Raw genomic sequence first — 16446 nt, forward strand, 5'->3', positions numbered from 1 at the left:
AATATTTCCAAAAAACAGCATCCATGTCCTGATACGTAAGAACGACTTATAGTCAACTACGTCCTAGGAATAGATGCTGTTTTTTACACTAATCAATCATATTTACCAGTTTGAACCGTAAAAGCAACATTATCATTGCCTTTACCTTTGTAACTCTTTTGACCTTCACGCCACATCTGATACATCTCACGATACTTAGCGTAATCAGGATACATATTGTTACGGATTCCCCTAGGAATTGCATCCCAGTTTACAAAATTAATCCGTGAAACGTAAATTCCTCGATGTCTAACCATAGCATATGGTTTATCCTTTGGTGGCAATCCACCATAAAACGTCAGAAACATTGAATCCCCAAAAGCATTGTCCGTTACAACCATGTGCTTAAAAGGACTTCCCAAAGTCTTTTTAGTTTTATTTCCCACTTTTACTTGCACATAATCCGAATCATTTGCAGTCTCTTCGGTTGGTAAAGCTGCATAGCCAATTTTAGTTTGAAGCAAAGGATTAAACCGGTCGACGGTCACATTCTTATACTGATACGTCGAAAGAAAAATAAAGCCACCACCAACGAAAATCAAGATAGCAATCACAATGATCAGCCATTTCTTGTAAACCTTTTTTAATTTCAAATCTTTATCAATCTTTGCCACTGTTGTCACATCTCCCTTTAAAAATTCATCCAAAGAGACATCCAAAATAGAACTTAAATTGATCAATAACGAAATATCTGGATAAGTTCGACCAGTTTCCCAACTCGAAATTGTTTTATCCGAAACATTTAATTTCAATGCTAGTTCTCGTTGCGTTAAATCGTTTTGTTTACGATACTTCTTCAATTGTTCACTTAATTCCATTTTCATCTCTCCTCAATTCACATTTAAAAGGATTTTCTACCTACATACTACCTATGTCCTGTAGATAGGCAACAGTTCTTGAGTCTAGCAATTGTAGAATCTATCTTTAGACAAAAAAAACAGGCGTTATAACGACGTCTGTTAATTTTTCTTTTCTAATCGTTTGATAAATTTTTGTATTGCCCGCAATAATGGTTGGCGATTGTCACCTAACAGTCCAATCGATTCGATAAATAATTCCAATCCTATCAAAACTCCGACTGTCAGTAAAATGCTACCCCACAGAGTTGAAAGTGGGTATAACAGTGAGATGAAGGCAAAGACTAAAGATAATCCATAAATAACCAAAACAGTTTGGCGATGTGACAAACCTAACTGCATTAACCGGTGATGCAAATGATGTTTATCAGCTTGCATGATCGGTTTTTTGTTTAATAAACGTCTTAAAATCGCATAGACAGTATCAGTAATCGGCACTCCCATGATAACGACTGGCATTAACAAAGTAACGAAAGTAACGTTCTTCAAACCTTTTAATGAGAAGACTGCCATCATGAAACCGATGAACAATGAACCCGTGTCACCTAAAAAGATGCTAGCCGGATGGAAATTGTGCGGCAAGAAACCAACTAATGCAAAGACTAAAGCAAAAATCCAAATTGCAACATAAACGTTGGTTAGGTTTAGGAAGAAGTATGCCATCACGCCCATGGTAAACAGCGCAATAATCGAAACTCCAGTTGCCAAACCATCCAACCCATCGATCAAGTTAACCGCGTTGGTAATTGCAATAATCCAAATAATCGTAATCGGTAAACTCCACCAACCCAATTCAAACGAACCAATGATTGGTAAAGTAACCTCATTCATTCTGATTCCTGCGAGAAAATAAATAACTAATGAGGCTGCAAAAATTCCAGCTAATTTAGCTTTTGGTGATAATTCACGAATATCATCAATGATTCCTGTCAAGACGATAATACACTCGGCTAAAAAGACACTGAACAATTCGTGTGTTGGGAATTGTTCACGCAACAAAGCAAACGTAGCAAAGTTAAATGCAATAAAAATAGCCAAACCGCCCATGGTAGGCATTGGCTTGATATTGACACGCCTTGCATTTGGTTTGTCAACTGCACCTAAAATATAGGCTAACTTTACTACGAAAGGAGTTATGATGGCCGATATAATCATCGTTAAAAATAATTTTACTATTACACTAAACATACCCGACATTTTTGAAAAACTCACTTTCCATTAATAGAACAATTATACAATACCAAATCCCTAAACAAAAAGGAAATTAAAAAAGAGCGTATCCAACGATACACCCCTCTTATTTAGCCAATTCTACTTTTCTAATTTCACGTACAACAGTAACTTTAATGTGACCAGGATACTCAAGATTCTGTTCAATTTCCCCTTTAATATCACGAGCTAAGATTGCAGCTTGATCATCAGAAATCTCTTCCGGTTTGACCATGACACGAATTTCATGACCAGCCTGAATAGCATAACAGTGATCAACGCCATCATGCTTATTGGCAATTTCTTCAAGTTTTTCAAGTCGATGAATATAATTTTCCATCGATTCTGATCTTGCACCTGGACGTGCAGCCGAAATTGCATCAGCAGTTGCAACAATTGTTGCAATAAATGATGTTGGTTCTACATCCCCATGATGTGAAGCAATCGTATTAACGACTACCTCTGGTTCTTTATACTTAGTAGCGATATCAACACCTATTTCAACGTGTGACCCATCGACCTCACGATCGATAGCCTTGCCGATATCGTGTAATAAACCTGCTCGTTTTGCTAACATAACATCTTCACCCATTTCAGCAGCCATTACAGCGGATAATTTAGCTACTTCGATTGAGTGACTTAAAACATTTTGACCGTAACTTGTACGATATTGCATACGTCCAATAATCTTGATCAAATCAGGATTAATCGAACTGATACCTAAACTATAAATGGTCTGTTCACCGATTTCACGAATGTGATCATCCATTTCTTTACGAGCTTTATCAACCATCTCTTCGATTCTAGCTGGATGAATTCGCCCATCTTCAATTAATTTTTCAAGTGCCATTCGAGCGATTTCTCTTCTGACAGGGTCAAAAGCACTCAAAGCGACTGCTTCAGGAGTATCATCAATAATCAAATCTACCCCTGTCAAAGCCTCAATTGTCCGAATATTTCTACCTTCACGACCAATGATTCTCCCCTTCATGTCCTCATTAGGCAAGGTAACAGTCGTAACTGTGTTTTCGGAAACCGTATCGGCGGCACTTCTTTGAATAGCTGCAACAATTAATTCTTTTGCGTCTTTTTCAACGTGTTGCTTAGCTTGTTCTTCACTTTCTTTAATCATCTTGGCACGCTCATGTACCAATTCTTTGTTTAACTTACCAAGAATAATCTTTCTTGCTTGTTCACGTGTTAAGTTACTTACTCTTACCAGCTCCGCTTGCTGTTCGTTAAGAGTTTCAGTCAATTGTTTATCTTTTTCACTAAGTTTATGTTGTCGTGCTGAAATGTCATTTTCGTTCTTCTCGATATTTTCCTCACGCTTTTCAAGCGATTGGTCTTTCTTGTCCAAAATGTCTTGTCTTTCGAGAATGCGATTTTCTTGTTTCTGAATGTCTTTACGACGTTCCTTCAATTCATCTTCCTGTTTCTCACGATATTGATGAATCTCATCTTTGGCTTCAAGAAGCGTCTCCTTTTTCAAGGATTTAGCAGCTTTCTTTGCGTCCGAAACAATGTCTTCAGCAGTTTGTTTAGCTTGTGAAAGTTTCTTTTCGTAAGCATCTTTACAGAGAGCATATCCGAATAGTATACCTACGATCAATGTTACTAGAGCGAAAGAGAAGGTTATGATAGCTGGATACACGCTATCACCTCCATATTTGCTTTTTTAAAAGATTTGTTTGTAAAATTTATTGTTACAAATTATTTACATACAACTTAATATTATAGAATAAATATAGCCTGTCAACCAAGTAAAAAGAAAAAAAGAGACTTATTCAGTCTCTTTTTTATTGGAATCAGGAATTAAATCAATATTTTCGCTCTTTTTATCGTCAGATTTTGAATCTTTTTTAGCTTTTGAATCTTTTTTATCTTCCGCCTTGTCATCTGGATCAGACTTGTCAGCGTCAGCATCTTCTTTTTTACCATCCATGCCATAAGCGTCACGGACCTTTTTCTTGATTTCTTCCATCTTGTCAGGATTTTCAGCCAAGTAAGTCTTAGCGTTCTCACGACCTTGACCGATTCTTTCATCACCGTATGAGTACCAAGAGCCACTCTTATCGATAATATCTTTATCGACAGCCATATCAACTAACTCACCAGTTTGGGAAATACCTTTACCATACATAATATCAACTAAAGCAACTTTAAATGGTGGAGCCACCTTGTTCTTAACAACTTTAATTTTAGTTCTGTTACCAATAACGTCAGAACCATCTTTAATTTGTTCAGCACGACGGACTTCTAGTCTGATTGTTGAATAGAATTTCAAAGCGCGTCCACCAGGAGTAGTTTCAGGGTTACCAAACATGATACCGACTTTTTCACGGATTTGGTTGATAAAGAGCGCAATCGTCTTAGTTTTATTAATTGAACCAGACAATTTTCTAAGGGCTTGAGACATCAATCTAGCTTGTAGACCAACGTGAGCATCACCCATTTCACCTTCAATTTCAGCACGTGGAACTAAGGCTGCAACTGAATCGACAACGACGATGTCGACCGCACCACTGGATACCAAGGCATCAGCAATTTCCAAACCTTGTTCACCAGTATCTGGTTGAGAAAGTAATAAATCATCAATATTAACACCTAATGCTTTAGCATATTCAGGATCCATGGCGTTTTCAGCATCAATATAAGCTGCTGTTCCACCTTGTTTTTGCACTTCAGCAACAGCGTGCAAGGCGACGGTAGTTTTACCAGAACTTTCTGGACCATAGATTTCAACGATTCTTCCACGAGGAAATCCACCAACACCTAGCGCATTGTCTAAGGCTAGTGAACCTGTTGAAACTGTTGAAATTTGGGTGTTCAAATCATCACCCATTCTCATAATGGCACCTTTACCAAAATCCTTTTCAATCTTCTTTAAGGCTACATCCAAAGCCTTTTGACGTTCATCTTTAGCCAAATTCTTTCCTCCTAATGCATTCATCACTAAGTATATTATTAGTAATTCACCAAAAAAGCAAGAAAAAAGCGAACAAATGTTTGTTCTTTATAAAATTTTCCAAATGAGAGCAAATCCGCAAAGAACTGACTTCAAACGAATCGCTTGTCTAGAGCCTGTAAAGTGGAATTTTTGAATTTCTTTTTCTTGATTTTTCCGATTCGTAGCACCGATAAAGACGGTACCAACTGGATTTCCTTCCAATGGATCCGGGCCGGCCACCCCAGTGAAACCGAGTCCTAAGTCAGCCGATAACTTTTCAGCAGACAATTTGGACATAGCTTCAGCAACTGGTGCACTCACAACCGTATATTGCTCAATAAGCTTTGGATTCATCCCTAGAAGATCGATTTTTACTGAATCAGCATAAGTGACAAAGCCACCATCAAAGACGTTAGAGGCTCCAGGAACGGATGCTACAGTAGCTTGAAATAATCCCGCCGTCAAACTTTCGGCAGCCGTCACTTTTAAGTGCTTTTCTTTCAACAAATCGATTGTTTTAGTTGAGAAATCTTGCCATTTTGTTGGCATGCCCTTTTCAAAATCAGTCGTTTCAACATTTTTTAAAATATTGTTTGCTTCATCCATTGCTCTCACTTCCAAATTACGTATTATCTTTTGAAAATATCTCTAGCTTGATAGAAATAATCAGCACCTGAGTAAATTGTAAAAATCAAACAGATGTATAAGAAAATTTGTCCGATTGGAATATTAATTGCTGAGAAGAAAATATTATGCATCAACAAGAAAATAATTGCCAACATTTGAGTAGTAGTTTTGATCTTACCAGGCATTTGTGCGGCCATGACCTTGCCACCCTCTTCTAAAACAATCGTTCGCAAACCAGTAACAGCTAATTCACGACAAACGATAATTGCTACGACCCAAGCTGGAGCCATTTTAAAACTTACTAGAAAAATAAAGGCTGTCATAACGAGCATTTTATCTGCCAACGTATCAGCAAACTTACCGAAGTTAGTTACCAAATGATGTTTTCTAGCAATCTTTCCGTCTGCTAAATCTGTCAATGATGCAGCAATAAAGACTACCGTTGCAAAGACGTGACTCATTGGAATCAAGTCTCCTAAAACGAATAGGTCTCCCCAATCAGACCAATCAAACGCAAGTAAAATAATAAATACCGGTATTAAGAAAATTCGAATCATGGTTAATTTGTTAGGTAAATTCCAAACCATTAAAATATCCTCCAAAAAAATGTGTTTTTAAAAAATAATGGTGCCCACCATAAATAGATTAGACACCATTAGTTTATTTTTCAACATTAAATGTAAGTGTTCTGACAATTGAACTGTTATCACTGCTACTCAAGTCTATAGACTTGCCATCAATCGTAATTGTTGTGTTATTAACATTACCAGTTTGAATCTTGAAACTAGTAGTATCAGCAGGCACAGTAGTTTCTTTCTTTTCATCAGCACTAAGAGCTTGTTGCCAAGTGGTGTTTGAACCTTCTGTAAATTGGATCCAAGCTTGACCATTCTTGGCAGCAACTTCAACCTTCAAGCCATCTGTAGGCATATTCTTAACTGTATAAGTATCAGCTGTATCTGTTTTCGTGACACTAACCGTCTTCGTTGCTGCTTTCTTAGTTTCCTTTTTAGCAGTGGTCTTCTTAGCTTTTTTTGTCTTCTTCTTTGTGGTTTGTTCCGTATTATCCTTAGGAATTGTCACACTAGAAGTACTTTGAGAGCGATGGATCATTCCAAAAGCAATTACACCGATAATTACTAAAACAACGATTCCAACAACGATTTGGGGAATATAATTACCTAAATTAGAGAAGAATGAATTGGATTCTTCTTTGATCGTACGAGTCTTTGTTTCTTGTGGTGCGGCTTCTTGCTTAGGTTGTGAATTAGGAATATCTGCTTTATATTCCTCTAACAAGTCATCGCTTGAAATACCGACAGCATCTGAATACTGTTTGATAAATGCTCTGACATAAAAGTCACCTGGAAGATGATCAAATTGACCTTCTTCGATTGCGATTAAATATCTCTTTTGTATTTTTGTGATTTGTTGTAAATCATCAATTGTGTAGCCCTTTTTGATACGGGCATTTCTTAACTTTTGGCCAATTTCGTCCATTATTTACCACCGATTAACTAATTTTTCTAAGTATAACATAAATTATTATCTAACTACCAACGACTACAACAACCAACCTCCGGCGAAATAAATCGTCTGTCCAGTTAAATAATTTGATTTGATATTGACTAGATAACTGACCAAATCAGCTATTTCATCAGGATTTGCCAGCCGATCTGCTGGTATTTCATCTTTTACATTTTCGAGGTCTTCACTACTGAACTCTTGCGTGTTCATCTTCGTGTTGACGGCTCCAGGGGCTACAACATTAACCGATAGCCCCAAGGAAGCAACCTCTTTAGCATATGCATCTGCAAATGAAGACATAGCTCCTTTGACGGTACTATAGACAACTTCCATCGCCGAGCCAACTTTACCATAGATTGAACCGATAAAAACAATGCGTCCATGATGAGTTTTTGCTAGCTTATCTTGTAATTGCTGTAAGATTAAAATTGGCAACTTAACATGGATCTTCCACAGTGAATCGATTTCTTTTTCAGAAATGTCCACTAACAACTTATAGTAAGTATTTCCCTGTGCAAAAACAACTGCATCTAACCCAAAAATTTGTTGCGTCAATTTATCCACAGAGTCATTTTCCATATCAAATTGAATTGGTATGAAATCTTGATGAGGATAATTTTGCGTTAATTCTTGCGTCAACTTTTCAATTCGTGCTGCATTACGGTTGTAATGCAAATAAAGTGACCATCCTTTTTTGGCCAAATTTTTGGCCGTACTGGTACCGATATCGCCGGAACTGCCCATAATCAATGCGTACATAGCTTACTTCCTATTTGGTAATAAATTGTAGTAGGTACTATTGTCATCTTTTAAAAACTTCTTGGAAACTTCTAACAAATCATCCTTTTGAATCGAGTTGATCATTTCAACTAATTGTAAATAGTCAACATCATAAAAGTTCAATTCTGCCATCTGATTGGCAATCGCTTCAGGTGAATTTTGAGCAAATAAATATGCACCGATTGCATCACGTTTGATACGTTCAAATTTTTCATCTGATAAAACTTTGACTAATGATTCATAAGACAAGTGATCATGAAGATATTCTTGAAATTGTTCAGAATTATTAGTTGACCCACTAATAATGATAAAACAATAGTTGTTTTCTGCAACCACATTATATGAAAAACTATCATCAATTATCTTCAAATCGCTCATTTCTTGATAATTGGGTGACGATTCACCAATCAAGGTTTCCATAACCATGTTCATCATAAATTGATGTCTGACTAATTCATAACCGCTCAAATCGCTGTCAATTCTAATTCCATACGCTGATCGAGCTTGCGTGATATCCATAAATTCTTGACCACCAGCACCAATTTTCTCAAATTGATTAAGTGCTTTTTGAACTGGAGCCCCATTCTTTTGAAAATTAGAATTTTGAACAATATTTTCAATTTTTTCAAAATCTACATCACCGACAATTACAAGATCCATATTATCTGGTCGATAATTATTTTGATAAGTCTCTAAAAGATTTTTGTGATTGATTTGTTGCAAAGACTCACTACTACCAGCAATGTCTTCGGCAATTGGATCATTCGGATAAAGTTGAGCTAGAATCTTCTGTTCCAATACGAACTCTGGCATATCCAAATACATCTGAATCTCCTGATCAATAATTCCTCGTTCCGAAGCCACGTTATTAGCCGTAAAATGTGGGTTTTGGATTAAATCAAGTAAAACCTTCAAATTTTCATAAGGCTTTTCTAGAGTTTGAAACAGATAAGCCGTCTTGGTGTAACTCGTATAGGCATTTGAATTGGCACCAAATTTAGCAAATTTTTCTGAAATATCATATCCCGGTTTAGCAAATAACTTGTGTTCAATAAAGTGAGCAATCCCTGCTGGCAACTGCTTATTATTTTGCAAAGTATCAACAGACCCAAAATTAGCCATCGCAACGCCATAAACTTGATTGAATCCAGTCAAAGGTACTACTGATATTTGAAAGCCATTCGGTAATTTTGTAACGTGATTTTTCAATCTTTGTGTCATATTAGTCTCCAATCAATTGATACTGGGCAATTGCATGCATATTTTCAGCAACACCAGCAATATGTGCTCGGTCTAGGTCGTTTAGTTCCTGTTCAAATTGTTCATCATTCAAAAGTGTCTTCGGATAGACAGTCTCCCAAATTCCCCGCATGATGTAATGCTGAATCGTATCACTAGAAATCTTGCGTTGCGTCAACATTACTTTCTGCGCATGTCTAATTTGCTCATCAGTGACCTTGCCTTCTTTGATGTAAGCAATCTGTTCATTGATCAAATGTAGAGCTTTGTCGATCGAATTGGCGTCCAATCCAGCTTGAATGGTGACTAAGTGACTGAGCGGTTGGTAACTACTAGAAACGGAATAAGCCAGACTATTCTTTTCGCGAACTTGCAAGAACAACTGTGACTGATCATCTCCACCCAAAATCAAATTCATAATTTGTGGAGCTAGACGATTAACGCCTTTTGAAAGACTAGTTTCATACGCTAAACCGATCCGACTTTGATTAAGGTGCTTGTGTTCAGTTTCACTGGCCGGTTGCTTAACTAAATCATCAAAGTTGCTAAAAGTAATTTGCAAATCATTCCGATCACCCTTCAAGGCTTGTCCAAAAATGCTTTGCTTGATATCTTCTAAGAATTTATCTTGATCGACATTACCAACCACATTGATTATGACTGCATCGTTAGCAATCACATCTTGATAAATATCTAATAATTGTTCACCAGTGATATGTTCCAATTGATCAATATCACCAAAAATCGGAACTTGTCGGTCGGGATCATTTTTATAAATCAGTTTAATCAGCCCTAGAGCGCTGACCAAATCTTGATTGTCTTGAATCGACATCAAATTAGACATTAAATTCCGTTTTTCAGTCGAAAAGGCTGTCTCATCAAAATTACTGCCCTTCAAATTGGGTTTAAAAATAATTTCTCCTAATAAGTCCAAATTATCTTTAATTTGTGTTTGCGAACCGATCAAAAAACTAGGATCAGCGAATTCAACGCTAAAAGCCAAATCATTGAAATTCAATAAATTACGGGTATACACGTTGATCTCTGAGCCATATAGATCCATTTCACGGTCATTTATCGCTTGAAAACTAGGATAATTTTGCGTCGAGTTAGACAAGACGTTCGCCAATAAACGTCGTCCAGTCGTTTCATCTTTTTTTAAGGGCCGTAAAAAATCGACTTGAATTTTAATCGTTCGAAATTTTTTTATTGGATTGATATTTAAAAAGACATTCTTTGCTAGTGTTTGTTTCAATTTTTCACCTAATTTTTTCTCATTGTTTCGAGTTGTTCTTCCGTTATCAAGACCTTGCGTGGTTTACTACCTTCACTCGGTCCAACAATTCCTTTTTCTTCCATCTGATCGACCATACGAGCAGCCCGATTATAACCAATTTGGAATCTTCTTTGTAACATTGAGACACTGGCTGATTGTTGTTTAACAATTAGATCAACTGCATCATCCCAATATTCATCATTTGGCTTATCACCGCCGCCACTGGATGAACCTTCATCAACATCAGTCGGAATCATATCTTCATCATACTCAGCTTCTTGTTGATTACTTACAAAGTTAACTACATTTTCAACTTCAGACTCAGAAATGTAAGCCCCTTGAAGACGAACTGGCTTACTTTTACCAATCGGTTGAAAGAGCATATCTCCTCGACCTAGTAATTTTTCAGCTCCAACCGAATCAAGAATTGTTCGTGAGTCAACCCCACTAGAAACCGCAAAGGCAATTCGTGAAGGGATATTAGCTTTGATCAAACCAGTAATAACATCAACTGATGGACGTTGCGTTGCAATAATAATGTGTAAACCTGCCGCACGAGCCATTTGTGCCAAACGAACAATAGCAGCTTCAACTTCATGCCCCGCTACCATCATCAAGTCAGATAACTCATCGACAATAACGACGATATAAGGAAGGCGTTCCATTTTATCCTCATCAGCCGCTGTCTCATTAAACTTATCAACGTCAGCGTTATACTCACCAATGTTACGGTGACTAGTATCTGCGAAGAGTTTATAACGCCGTTCCATTTCCTTAACTGCTTTTTGCAACGCTCCAGCAGCTCTTCTAGCATCAGTTACAACTGGAATCAAGAGATGCGGTATACCGTTATAAACATTCAATTCAACCATCTTAGGATCAATCAAAATCAATTTAACTTCACTTGGTTTGGCTTTCATCAAAATACCAGTAATAATCGTATTGATGGCAACTGATTTACCACTACCAGTAGATCCAGCAATCAATAAATGGGGCATTTTCGTGATATCAGCTTCAATAATGTTTCCGGAAACTTCTTTTCCTAAAGGCACTACCAACGGATGCGTCTTATCTTTTTGATTCTCAGTAATATCTCTAAAGGAAACAGTTGAAATAGTCTGATTAGGAACTTCAATCCCGACAAATGACTTACCAGGAATTGGAGCTTCAATACGAATATCTTTAGCTGCAAGAGCTAATGCCAAATCATCAGCTAAATTAACAATTTTACTTACCTTGACCCCAACAGCCGGCTGTACTTCATACTTAGTGATTGTTGGCCCTAGACTTGCTTTCTTGACTTCAACATCAACCCCAAAACTCTTGAAAGTTTGCTTCAACTTATCTTTGTTGTCGTCAATCAATTTGACCTCTGCACTCTGGTCAGTCTGTGGAACTTGTTTCAACAGATCAACACTTGGCAATTGATAATCACTATCATCGGTTTCCTTAGTGCTAACTGGATCAGGCAAATCTTTATCCTTAGTCCCATCAATTCCATAAGGCTTAGAAACAACCTCGGCTTTATTTTCATCAGCCTTTAACTCTGGAGTTTTAGGCATGTCGATATGAAAGTCCGAATCCTCTTCCTTAGCCGGTTCTTTTTTCTTAGCAAAGCTGTTAACATCTTTGAACTTATCATCATCACGTTCGACTTTGGGTGGTGTCGAATTTTGTTTCTCTGTCTTTGCTGTAGCACGAGTTTCAACGTAATTACTGTATCCGCCTCTGAACGAATCTTTAATTTTGATCAACAGATGTTTGAATGAAACTAAGACATTAGTTGTCACAATTGAAACTTGTTTCATCGTTACATTGAACAACATTAAAATACCAATAAAAATTAATAACGCCGTTACAAAATATGTCCCAACAGTTGAAAACATTGGCATGTAGAAGCTATAAATGTACGAGCCAATCATTCCCCCACCAACTGAATTATCAACTGATACTTGAGTCATTTCCGTAGCCAGTGTATTCCAAGTTACCAAATTATAATTGTGGTACAACGACATATTAGAGAAAAATATGCCATGCAGAATAACTAACGTACCCAAATATACAAATAGTAAACCAAAGTTACGTTTGGGTGTCATCAAAGGTATTCTACCGGTTGCAATAATAAATGCTGCAACAAAAATACTAATGATCAATAAAACAGGATAACTGTCACCAACAAAAATTCGATAAATATTGTCAAAAGTCTTTCCGACAATACCGAATTTGAATAATCCTAAAATAGACAGTAATATCCACACGAGACTGACCAGTGATCTAATCAGTCGTGAATTATTCGTTGTTGTTTTTCTCTTTCTAGGCTTTGTAGTTGCCTTTTTTCTTGCCATAAATACCTCACACGATCCTTAAAGTAATCATCTAAAATTATACCTTTTTTGAAGCTCAAAAAAAACAGCCCGGCTGGACTGTTTAATTTTCTTCTTGTTTTGGTGCTTACCGCCTTCCACACAACTGTGATTGACTGGAGAATGGCGATACTATTTATCTGATTTCTTCTCTTTTGATTTTAATTCTTTCAAAGCATCATTTGGTTCGATTTGAATATCTTTATTGAAATTCAATGAGAAACCTTGATTTAAAGCGACGCTGGTTACTTGATAAGTTAAAGTTTCAATATACTCAACTACTGGACGTGACAATTGTTGAACATCTTTTGCTTCAAGATCTTGAATTTCACCATGGAAACCAACTGGTTGAACGACTTGTCCAATCAAGCCCGAAACTTTAAATGGTGCATTTTCTGGATGGATTTCGAAAGGAACGACGATCTGGAGAATTTTACCTTTATCTTCGTTCAATGGTTGTCCATTTTCATCCTTGAAATCAGGATGTTCGATATTAATATTTAATTCCGTCTTAGGATCAGCACTCGTTGATTCAACATCATAGTGGAATCCTTGAACATTTACAGCACCCTTAATTATTTTCATAATTTTTCTCCTAATCTAATTTATCATTTTCGTAATGATGACTTAATTCCAAACCAGCAAATTTTTGTTGACGAACGGCTTCATAAAGAACTAAAGCCACACTATTTGATAAATTCAAGGCACGAATGTTATCACTCATTGGAATTCTTAAACATTTTTCTGGATTACGACGCATAAAATCTTCTGGTAAACCAGTTGTTTCTTTACCAAATAGGAAATAATGATCTTTTGATGTATCTGTAAAATCTTGATCACTATAAACTTTATCGGAGAATTTGGTAATTAGGTATAAATACTTATCATCAGGAATTGAATCTAAGAAATCATTCAAGTCATCGTGATAAGTGATATCTACTTTATCCCAATAATCAAGTCCAGCTCGTTTCATATGAGCATCGTCAGTATTAAAACCTAATGGACGAATTAAGTGCAATTTAGTATTAGTACCAGCACAAGTTCTGGCAATGTTTCCAGTATTAGCTGGCATTAGTGGCTCGTATAGTGCAACGTGATTAGTCATTTCTCTTCTCCCTTTTTAACAAAAAAGCGCATACCCTCGGTGAAAACCACAGCAAGGACATGCGCTAGTAAAGCCTGATATTTATTTGCTTTTGTCAAAACTTCTTCTGAGAAAAACAAATAACTGCAAACTCAATAGATATTATATACGACATATCCAGTCTGAACAATAGAAATTTGAATTATTCGTGAACTTTTTTGGTAGTTTCTGTTGCTTTTGCTTCAGTTTTTTTACTCTGATCATCTTCGTCATACCAATTAGAATTTCGTTTAAACCAGTTAAAAATACGAACAACAATAATCTTTATAATGGCAAAGATTGGAATTCCGGCGACCATCCCAATCAAACCATACATCCCTGCTGAAACTAATAAAACTAAAATTGTCGTAACTGGATGCATTTGCATCTTATTACCAACAATGATTGGTGAAATCACACGTGTTTCCACAGTTTGTTCTACGACAAAGACGATAATAACTTTGACCACCATCGATGGCGCAATGAAGGCTGCAATTACTAATGACGGGATCAAAGCTAAGGTCGAACCAATATAAGGAATCAAATTCAAAATACCAGCGACGATTCCCAGTACTAATGCGTAACGCTGACCAATAATCAAATAACCAACAAAGAACATCACTGCTACCCAAAAGGCAACTGTCAACTGGCCAGTAATATAAGAACTCAAAGCCTGGCTGATTTCAGAAAGTGTGTCACCAACTGATTGTTTGATTCGATTAGGCATTATTTTTACAACAGATTGTTTAAACTTCTTATCATCTTTTAGCATAAAGAAAAGGATGAACGGAGCCGTCATGATAATTACTACAACATTAGTAAGGACCCCTACTGCTGATCCAATATTGTTGACGGTTCGTGGTAGGATTTGGTTCATCGACTTTTCAAAACTTTTGGTAATACTTTCATTGGTATTAGCCAGCCGATCGCGAATGACATGCAACTTAGGATCAGAAAACATATTTTGCAAACTGTCACTTAGTGAGCGCCAATACTGAGGCCAATTTTTAATCAATGACTGAATCTGTTCTTGAACAAACGGAATTAAGGACATTACACCCCAAATTAAGAGTGCCAAAATAATAATAAATACAAACGAGATTGAGATAATTCGATTAACGTGAAATTTACTTTCCAAAACGTTGATCAACGGATTAATCAAATAAAACAACACTAAAGCCAAAATTACTGGTGGCATCGTAATTCCCAAAATTTGATTAAGTGGATCAAACACAAAGCTTATTTTTGAAAAAAGATAAATAATCAAAAATACTAAGAAAACATTAATCAAAATCACCGTCAATTGGTTGTTTAGAAACCATTGGTAAAACCAACTTTTTCTTTTTTCCGGTGTTTCTTTCATAAAAGTACTCCCCAAAAATTTTCTATAAAGAATATACTATATACTATACAATGTTTGGAGGTTTTTGTAATGTTTGAAAAGGTTCTCTTTAGTGGATACACAAAAAAAGATGGTAAGGGTGTTTACTCTGCCGAACTGAATTCAGAAAATGGCGAATTGTCAACGCCAAAAGTTTTACTTGAGCTTAACGGCCCAACTTATATCGATGTGACAAATGATATGAAATTAATTGCTTTGGCTAAGAAAGATGATCGTGGTGGAATCGTTGTTTATGATATTAACGGCGACAAGCCTAAATTATTGGATGAAGATTTCTCAGAAGAAACTTCTCCTTCATACGTAAAATTCGATGCTTCACGCAATTTAATTTTCAGTGCTTATTTCCATTTAAGCAAGGTAAAAATCGATCATTTAACTGATGATGGTAAGATTGAACACTACTCAGAAGTTAAGTTTGAGGGTCATGGTCCCCGTGTTGAACAAGACCAATCAAAGCCTCACTTTAGTGCTTTGACTCCTGATGGTAAATTGATTATTTGTGATTACGGTGCTGATCGAATTTACATTTATGATATTTCTGATCCAAAGAATCCAGAATTAATGAATAACTACATCGCACCAAGTGGCTATGCTCCAAGACACTTAGTCTTCAATCCAACTAAGCCTTACGTTTACGTTGCTTGTGAGTTGTCATCCAAAGTTTTAGTTATGGAATATGACGCTAAAACTGCCGGCTTGACACTTGTTGATGAAGTCGAAGCTGCCAAAGATGAGCAAAAGAATACTACTGCTGCCATTAGAATTACTAAGGACGGTAAGTTCTTGTATGTTTCAACTCGTGGAGCTAACACAATCGCTTTGTTTGGCGTCAGTGAAGATGGATCACGTTTGAAGAAGATCACAACAACATCTACTGACGGTAAAGGTCCGCGTGATTTCGATCTCGATCCTTCAGAAAACTACTTGGTCGCTGCTAACCAAGATTCCGACAATATCACTATTTTCAAGCGCAACGAGAAAAAAGGAATTTTGACTAGTTTGGAAAATAATATTTCCATTCCTGAGTGTGTATGTGTACACTTTATTTAGTTCC

General features: G+C 36.6%; 15 protein-coding genes. 1 reads left to right on the forward strand and 14 read right to left on the reverse strand.

Going from position 1 to position 16446, the window contains the following annotated elements; translation table 11 throughout:
- Nucleotides 1–92: 92 nt before the first annotated feature.
- The 14 genes from EGT49_RS01120 to EGT49_RS01185 form a co-directional block, all read right to left on the reverse strand.
- Complete coding sequence (locus EGT49_RS01120; protein WP_135371121.1) at nt 93–857, reverse strand: helix-turn-helix transcriptional regulator; 765 nt, start codon at nt 855–857, stop codon at nt 93–95.
- Nucleotides 858–998: 141 nt separating this feature from the next.
- Nucleotides 999–2084: a glycosyltransferase family 4 protein gene (locus EGT49_RS01125; protein WP_135371194.1), complete on the reverse strand. Its 1086-nt coding sequence runs from the start codon at nt 2082–2084 to the stop codon at nt 999–1001.
- A 109-nt stretch (nt 2085–2193) separates the two neighbouring features.
- Complete coding sequence (rny, locus tag EGT49_RS01130; RefSeq protein WP_135371122.1) at nt 2194–3759, reverse strand: ribonuclease Y; 1566 nt, start codon at nt 3757–3759, stop codon at nt 2194–2196.
- A 129-nt stretch (nt 3760–3888) separates the two neighbouring features.
- A complete protein-coding gene (gene recA / locus EGT49_RS01135; RefSeq protein ID WP_425456239.1) occupies nt 3889–5034 on the reverse strand; it encodes a recombinase RecA in 1146 nt (381 codons plus the stop codon).
- 87 nt (nt 5035–5121) lie between these two features.
- Complete coding sequence (locus tag EGT49_RS01140) at nt 5122–5661, reverse strand: CinA family protein (RefSeq protein ID WP_135371124.1); 540 nt, start codon at nt 5659–5661, stop codon at nt 5122–5124.
- A gap of 23 nt (nt 5662–5684) precedes the next feature.
- Nucleotides 5685–6269, reverse strand: coding sequence for a CDP-diacylglycerol--glycerol-3-phosphate 3-phosphatidyltransferase (pgsA, locus tag EGT49_RS01145; RefSeq protein WP_135371125.1), 585 nt, complete (start codon nt 6267–6269; stop codon nt 5685–5687).
- Nucleotides 6270–6342: 73 nt separating this feature from the next.
- Complete coding sequence (locus EGT49_RS01150; protein ID WP_135371126.1) at nt 6343–7182, reverse strand: helix-turn-helix domain-containing protein; 840 nt, start codon at nt 7180–7182, stop codon at nt 6343–6345.
- 63 nt (nt 7183–7245) lie between these two features.
- Nucleotides 7246–7968 carry an elongation factor P 5-aminopentanone reductase gene (ymfI, locus tag EGT49_RS01155; RefSeq protein WP_135371127.1) on the reverse strand — a complete coding sequence of 241 codons (723 nt, stop codon included), beginning with the start codon at nt 7966–7968 and terminating at the stop codon, nt 7246–7248.
- 3 nt (nt 7969–7971) lie between these two features.
- Nucleotides 7972–9210, reverse strand: coding sequence for an EF-P 5-aminopentanol modification-associated protein YfmH (gene yfmH / locus EGT49_RS01160; RefSeq protein WP_135371128.1), 1239 nt, complete (start codon nt 9208–9210; stop codon nt 7972–7974).
- Between the two features lies 1 nt (nt 9211).
- Nucleotides 9212–10483, reverse strand: a complete 1272-nt coding sequence (gene yfmF, locus EGT49_RS01165; RefSeq protein ID WP_135371129.1) for an EF-P 5-aminopentanol modification-associated protein YfmF — start codon at nt 10481–10483, stop codon at nt 9212–9214.
- A gap of 8 nt (nt 10484–10491) precedes the next feature.
- Entirely contained in the window at nt 10492–12849 is a 2358-nt protein-coding gene (locus tag EGT49_RS01170; protein WP_135371130.1) for a DNA translocase FtsK, read from the reverse strand.
- 150 nt (nt 12850–12999) lie between these two features.
- Nucleotides 13000–13452 carry a DUF1149 family protein gene (locus tag EGT49_RS01175; protein ID WP_135371131.1) on the reverse strand — a complete coding sequence of 151 codons (453 nt, stop codon included), beginning with the start codon at nt 13450–13452 and terminating at the stop codon, nt 13000–13002.
- Nucleotides 13453–13462: 10 nt separating this feature from the next.
- The gene (gene trmL / locus EGT49_RS01180) at nt 13463–13972 is read right to left on the reverse strand and encodes a tRNA (uridine(34)/cytosine(34)/5-carboxymethylaminomethyluridine(34)-2'-O)-methyltransferase TrmL (RefSeq protein WP_135371132.1); all 510 of its coding nucleotides are present in this window, start codon (nt 13970–13972) and stop codon (nt 13463–13465) included.
- Nucleotides 13973–14153: 181 nt separating this feature from the next.
- Nucleotides 14154–15353, reverse strand: a complete 1200-nt coding sequence (locus EGT49_RS01185) for an AI-2E family transporter (RefSeq protein ID WP_135371133.1) — start codon at nt 15351–15353, stop codon at nt 14154–14156.
- A gap of 69 nt (nt 15354–15422) precedes the next feature.
- Here EGT49_RS01185 and EGT49_RS01190 point away from each other — a divergent pair, with 69 nt between their 5' ends.
- Entirely contained in the window at nt 15423–16442 is a 1020-nt protein-coding gene (locus EGT49_RS01190) for a lactonase family protein (protein ID WP_135371134.1), read from the forward strand.
- Nucleotides 16443–16446: the final 4 nt, after the last annotated feature.

Source organism: Companilactobacillus suantsaicola, assembly GCF_004745525.1.
GTDB classification, from domain to species: Bacteria; Bacillota; Bacilli; order Lactobacillales; family Lactobacillaceae; genus Companilactobacillus; species Companilactobacillus suantsaicola.

Excerpts from the sequence above, each read along its gene's own strand:
- EGT49_RS01175 (WP_135371131.1), bottom strand. The coding sequence starts at position 13,452 with ATGAAAATAATTAAGGGTGCTGTAAATGTTCAAGGATTCCACTATGAT.
- pgsA (WP_135371125.1), bottom strand. The coding sequence starts at position 6,269 with ATGGTTTGGAATTTACCTAACAAATTAACCATGATTCGAATTTTCTTA.
- EGT49_RS01125 (WP_135371194.1), bottom strand. The coding sequence starts at position 2,084 with ATGTTTAGTGTAATAGTAAAATTATTTTTAACGATGATTATATCGGCC.
- EGT49_RS01140 (WP_135371124.1), bottom strand. The coding sequence starts at position 5,661 with ATGGATGAAGCAAACAATATTTTAAAAAATGTTGAAACGACTGATTTT.
- EGT49_RS01190 (WP_135371134.1), top strand. The coding sequence starts at position 15,423 with ATGTTTGAAAAGGTTCTCTTTAGTGGATACACAAAAAAAGATGGTAAG.
- trmL (WP_135371132.1), bottom strand. The coding sequence starts at position 13,972 with ATGACTAATCACGTTGCACTATACGAGCCACTAATGCCAGCTAATACT.
- yfmH (WP_135371128.1), bottom strand. The coding sequence starts at position 9,210 with ATGACACAAAGATTGAAAAATCACGTTACAAAATTACCGAATGGCTTT.
- EGT49_RS01185 (WP_135371133.1), bottom strand. The coding sequence starts at position 15,353 with ATGAAAGAAACACCGGAAAAAAGAAAAAGTTGGTTTTACCAATGGTTT.
- EGT49_RS01170 (WP_135371130.1), bottom strand. The coding sequence starts at position 12,849 with ATGGCAAGAAAAAAGGCAACTACAAAGCCTAGAAAGAGAAAAACAACA.
- EGT49_RS01150 (WP_135371126.1), bottom strand. The coding sequence starts at position 7,182 with ATGGACGAAATTGGCCAAAAGTTAAGAAATGCCCGTATCAAAAAGGGC.
- ymfI (WP_135371127.1), bottom strand. The coding sequence starts at position 7,968 with ATGTACGCATTGATTATGGGCAGTTCCGGCGATATCGGTACCAGTACG.
- EGT49_RS01120 (WP_135371121.1), bottom strand. The coding sequence starts at position 857 with ATGGAATTAAGTGAACAATTGAAGAAGTATCGTAAACAAAACGATTTA.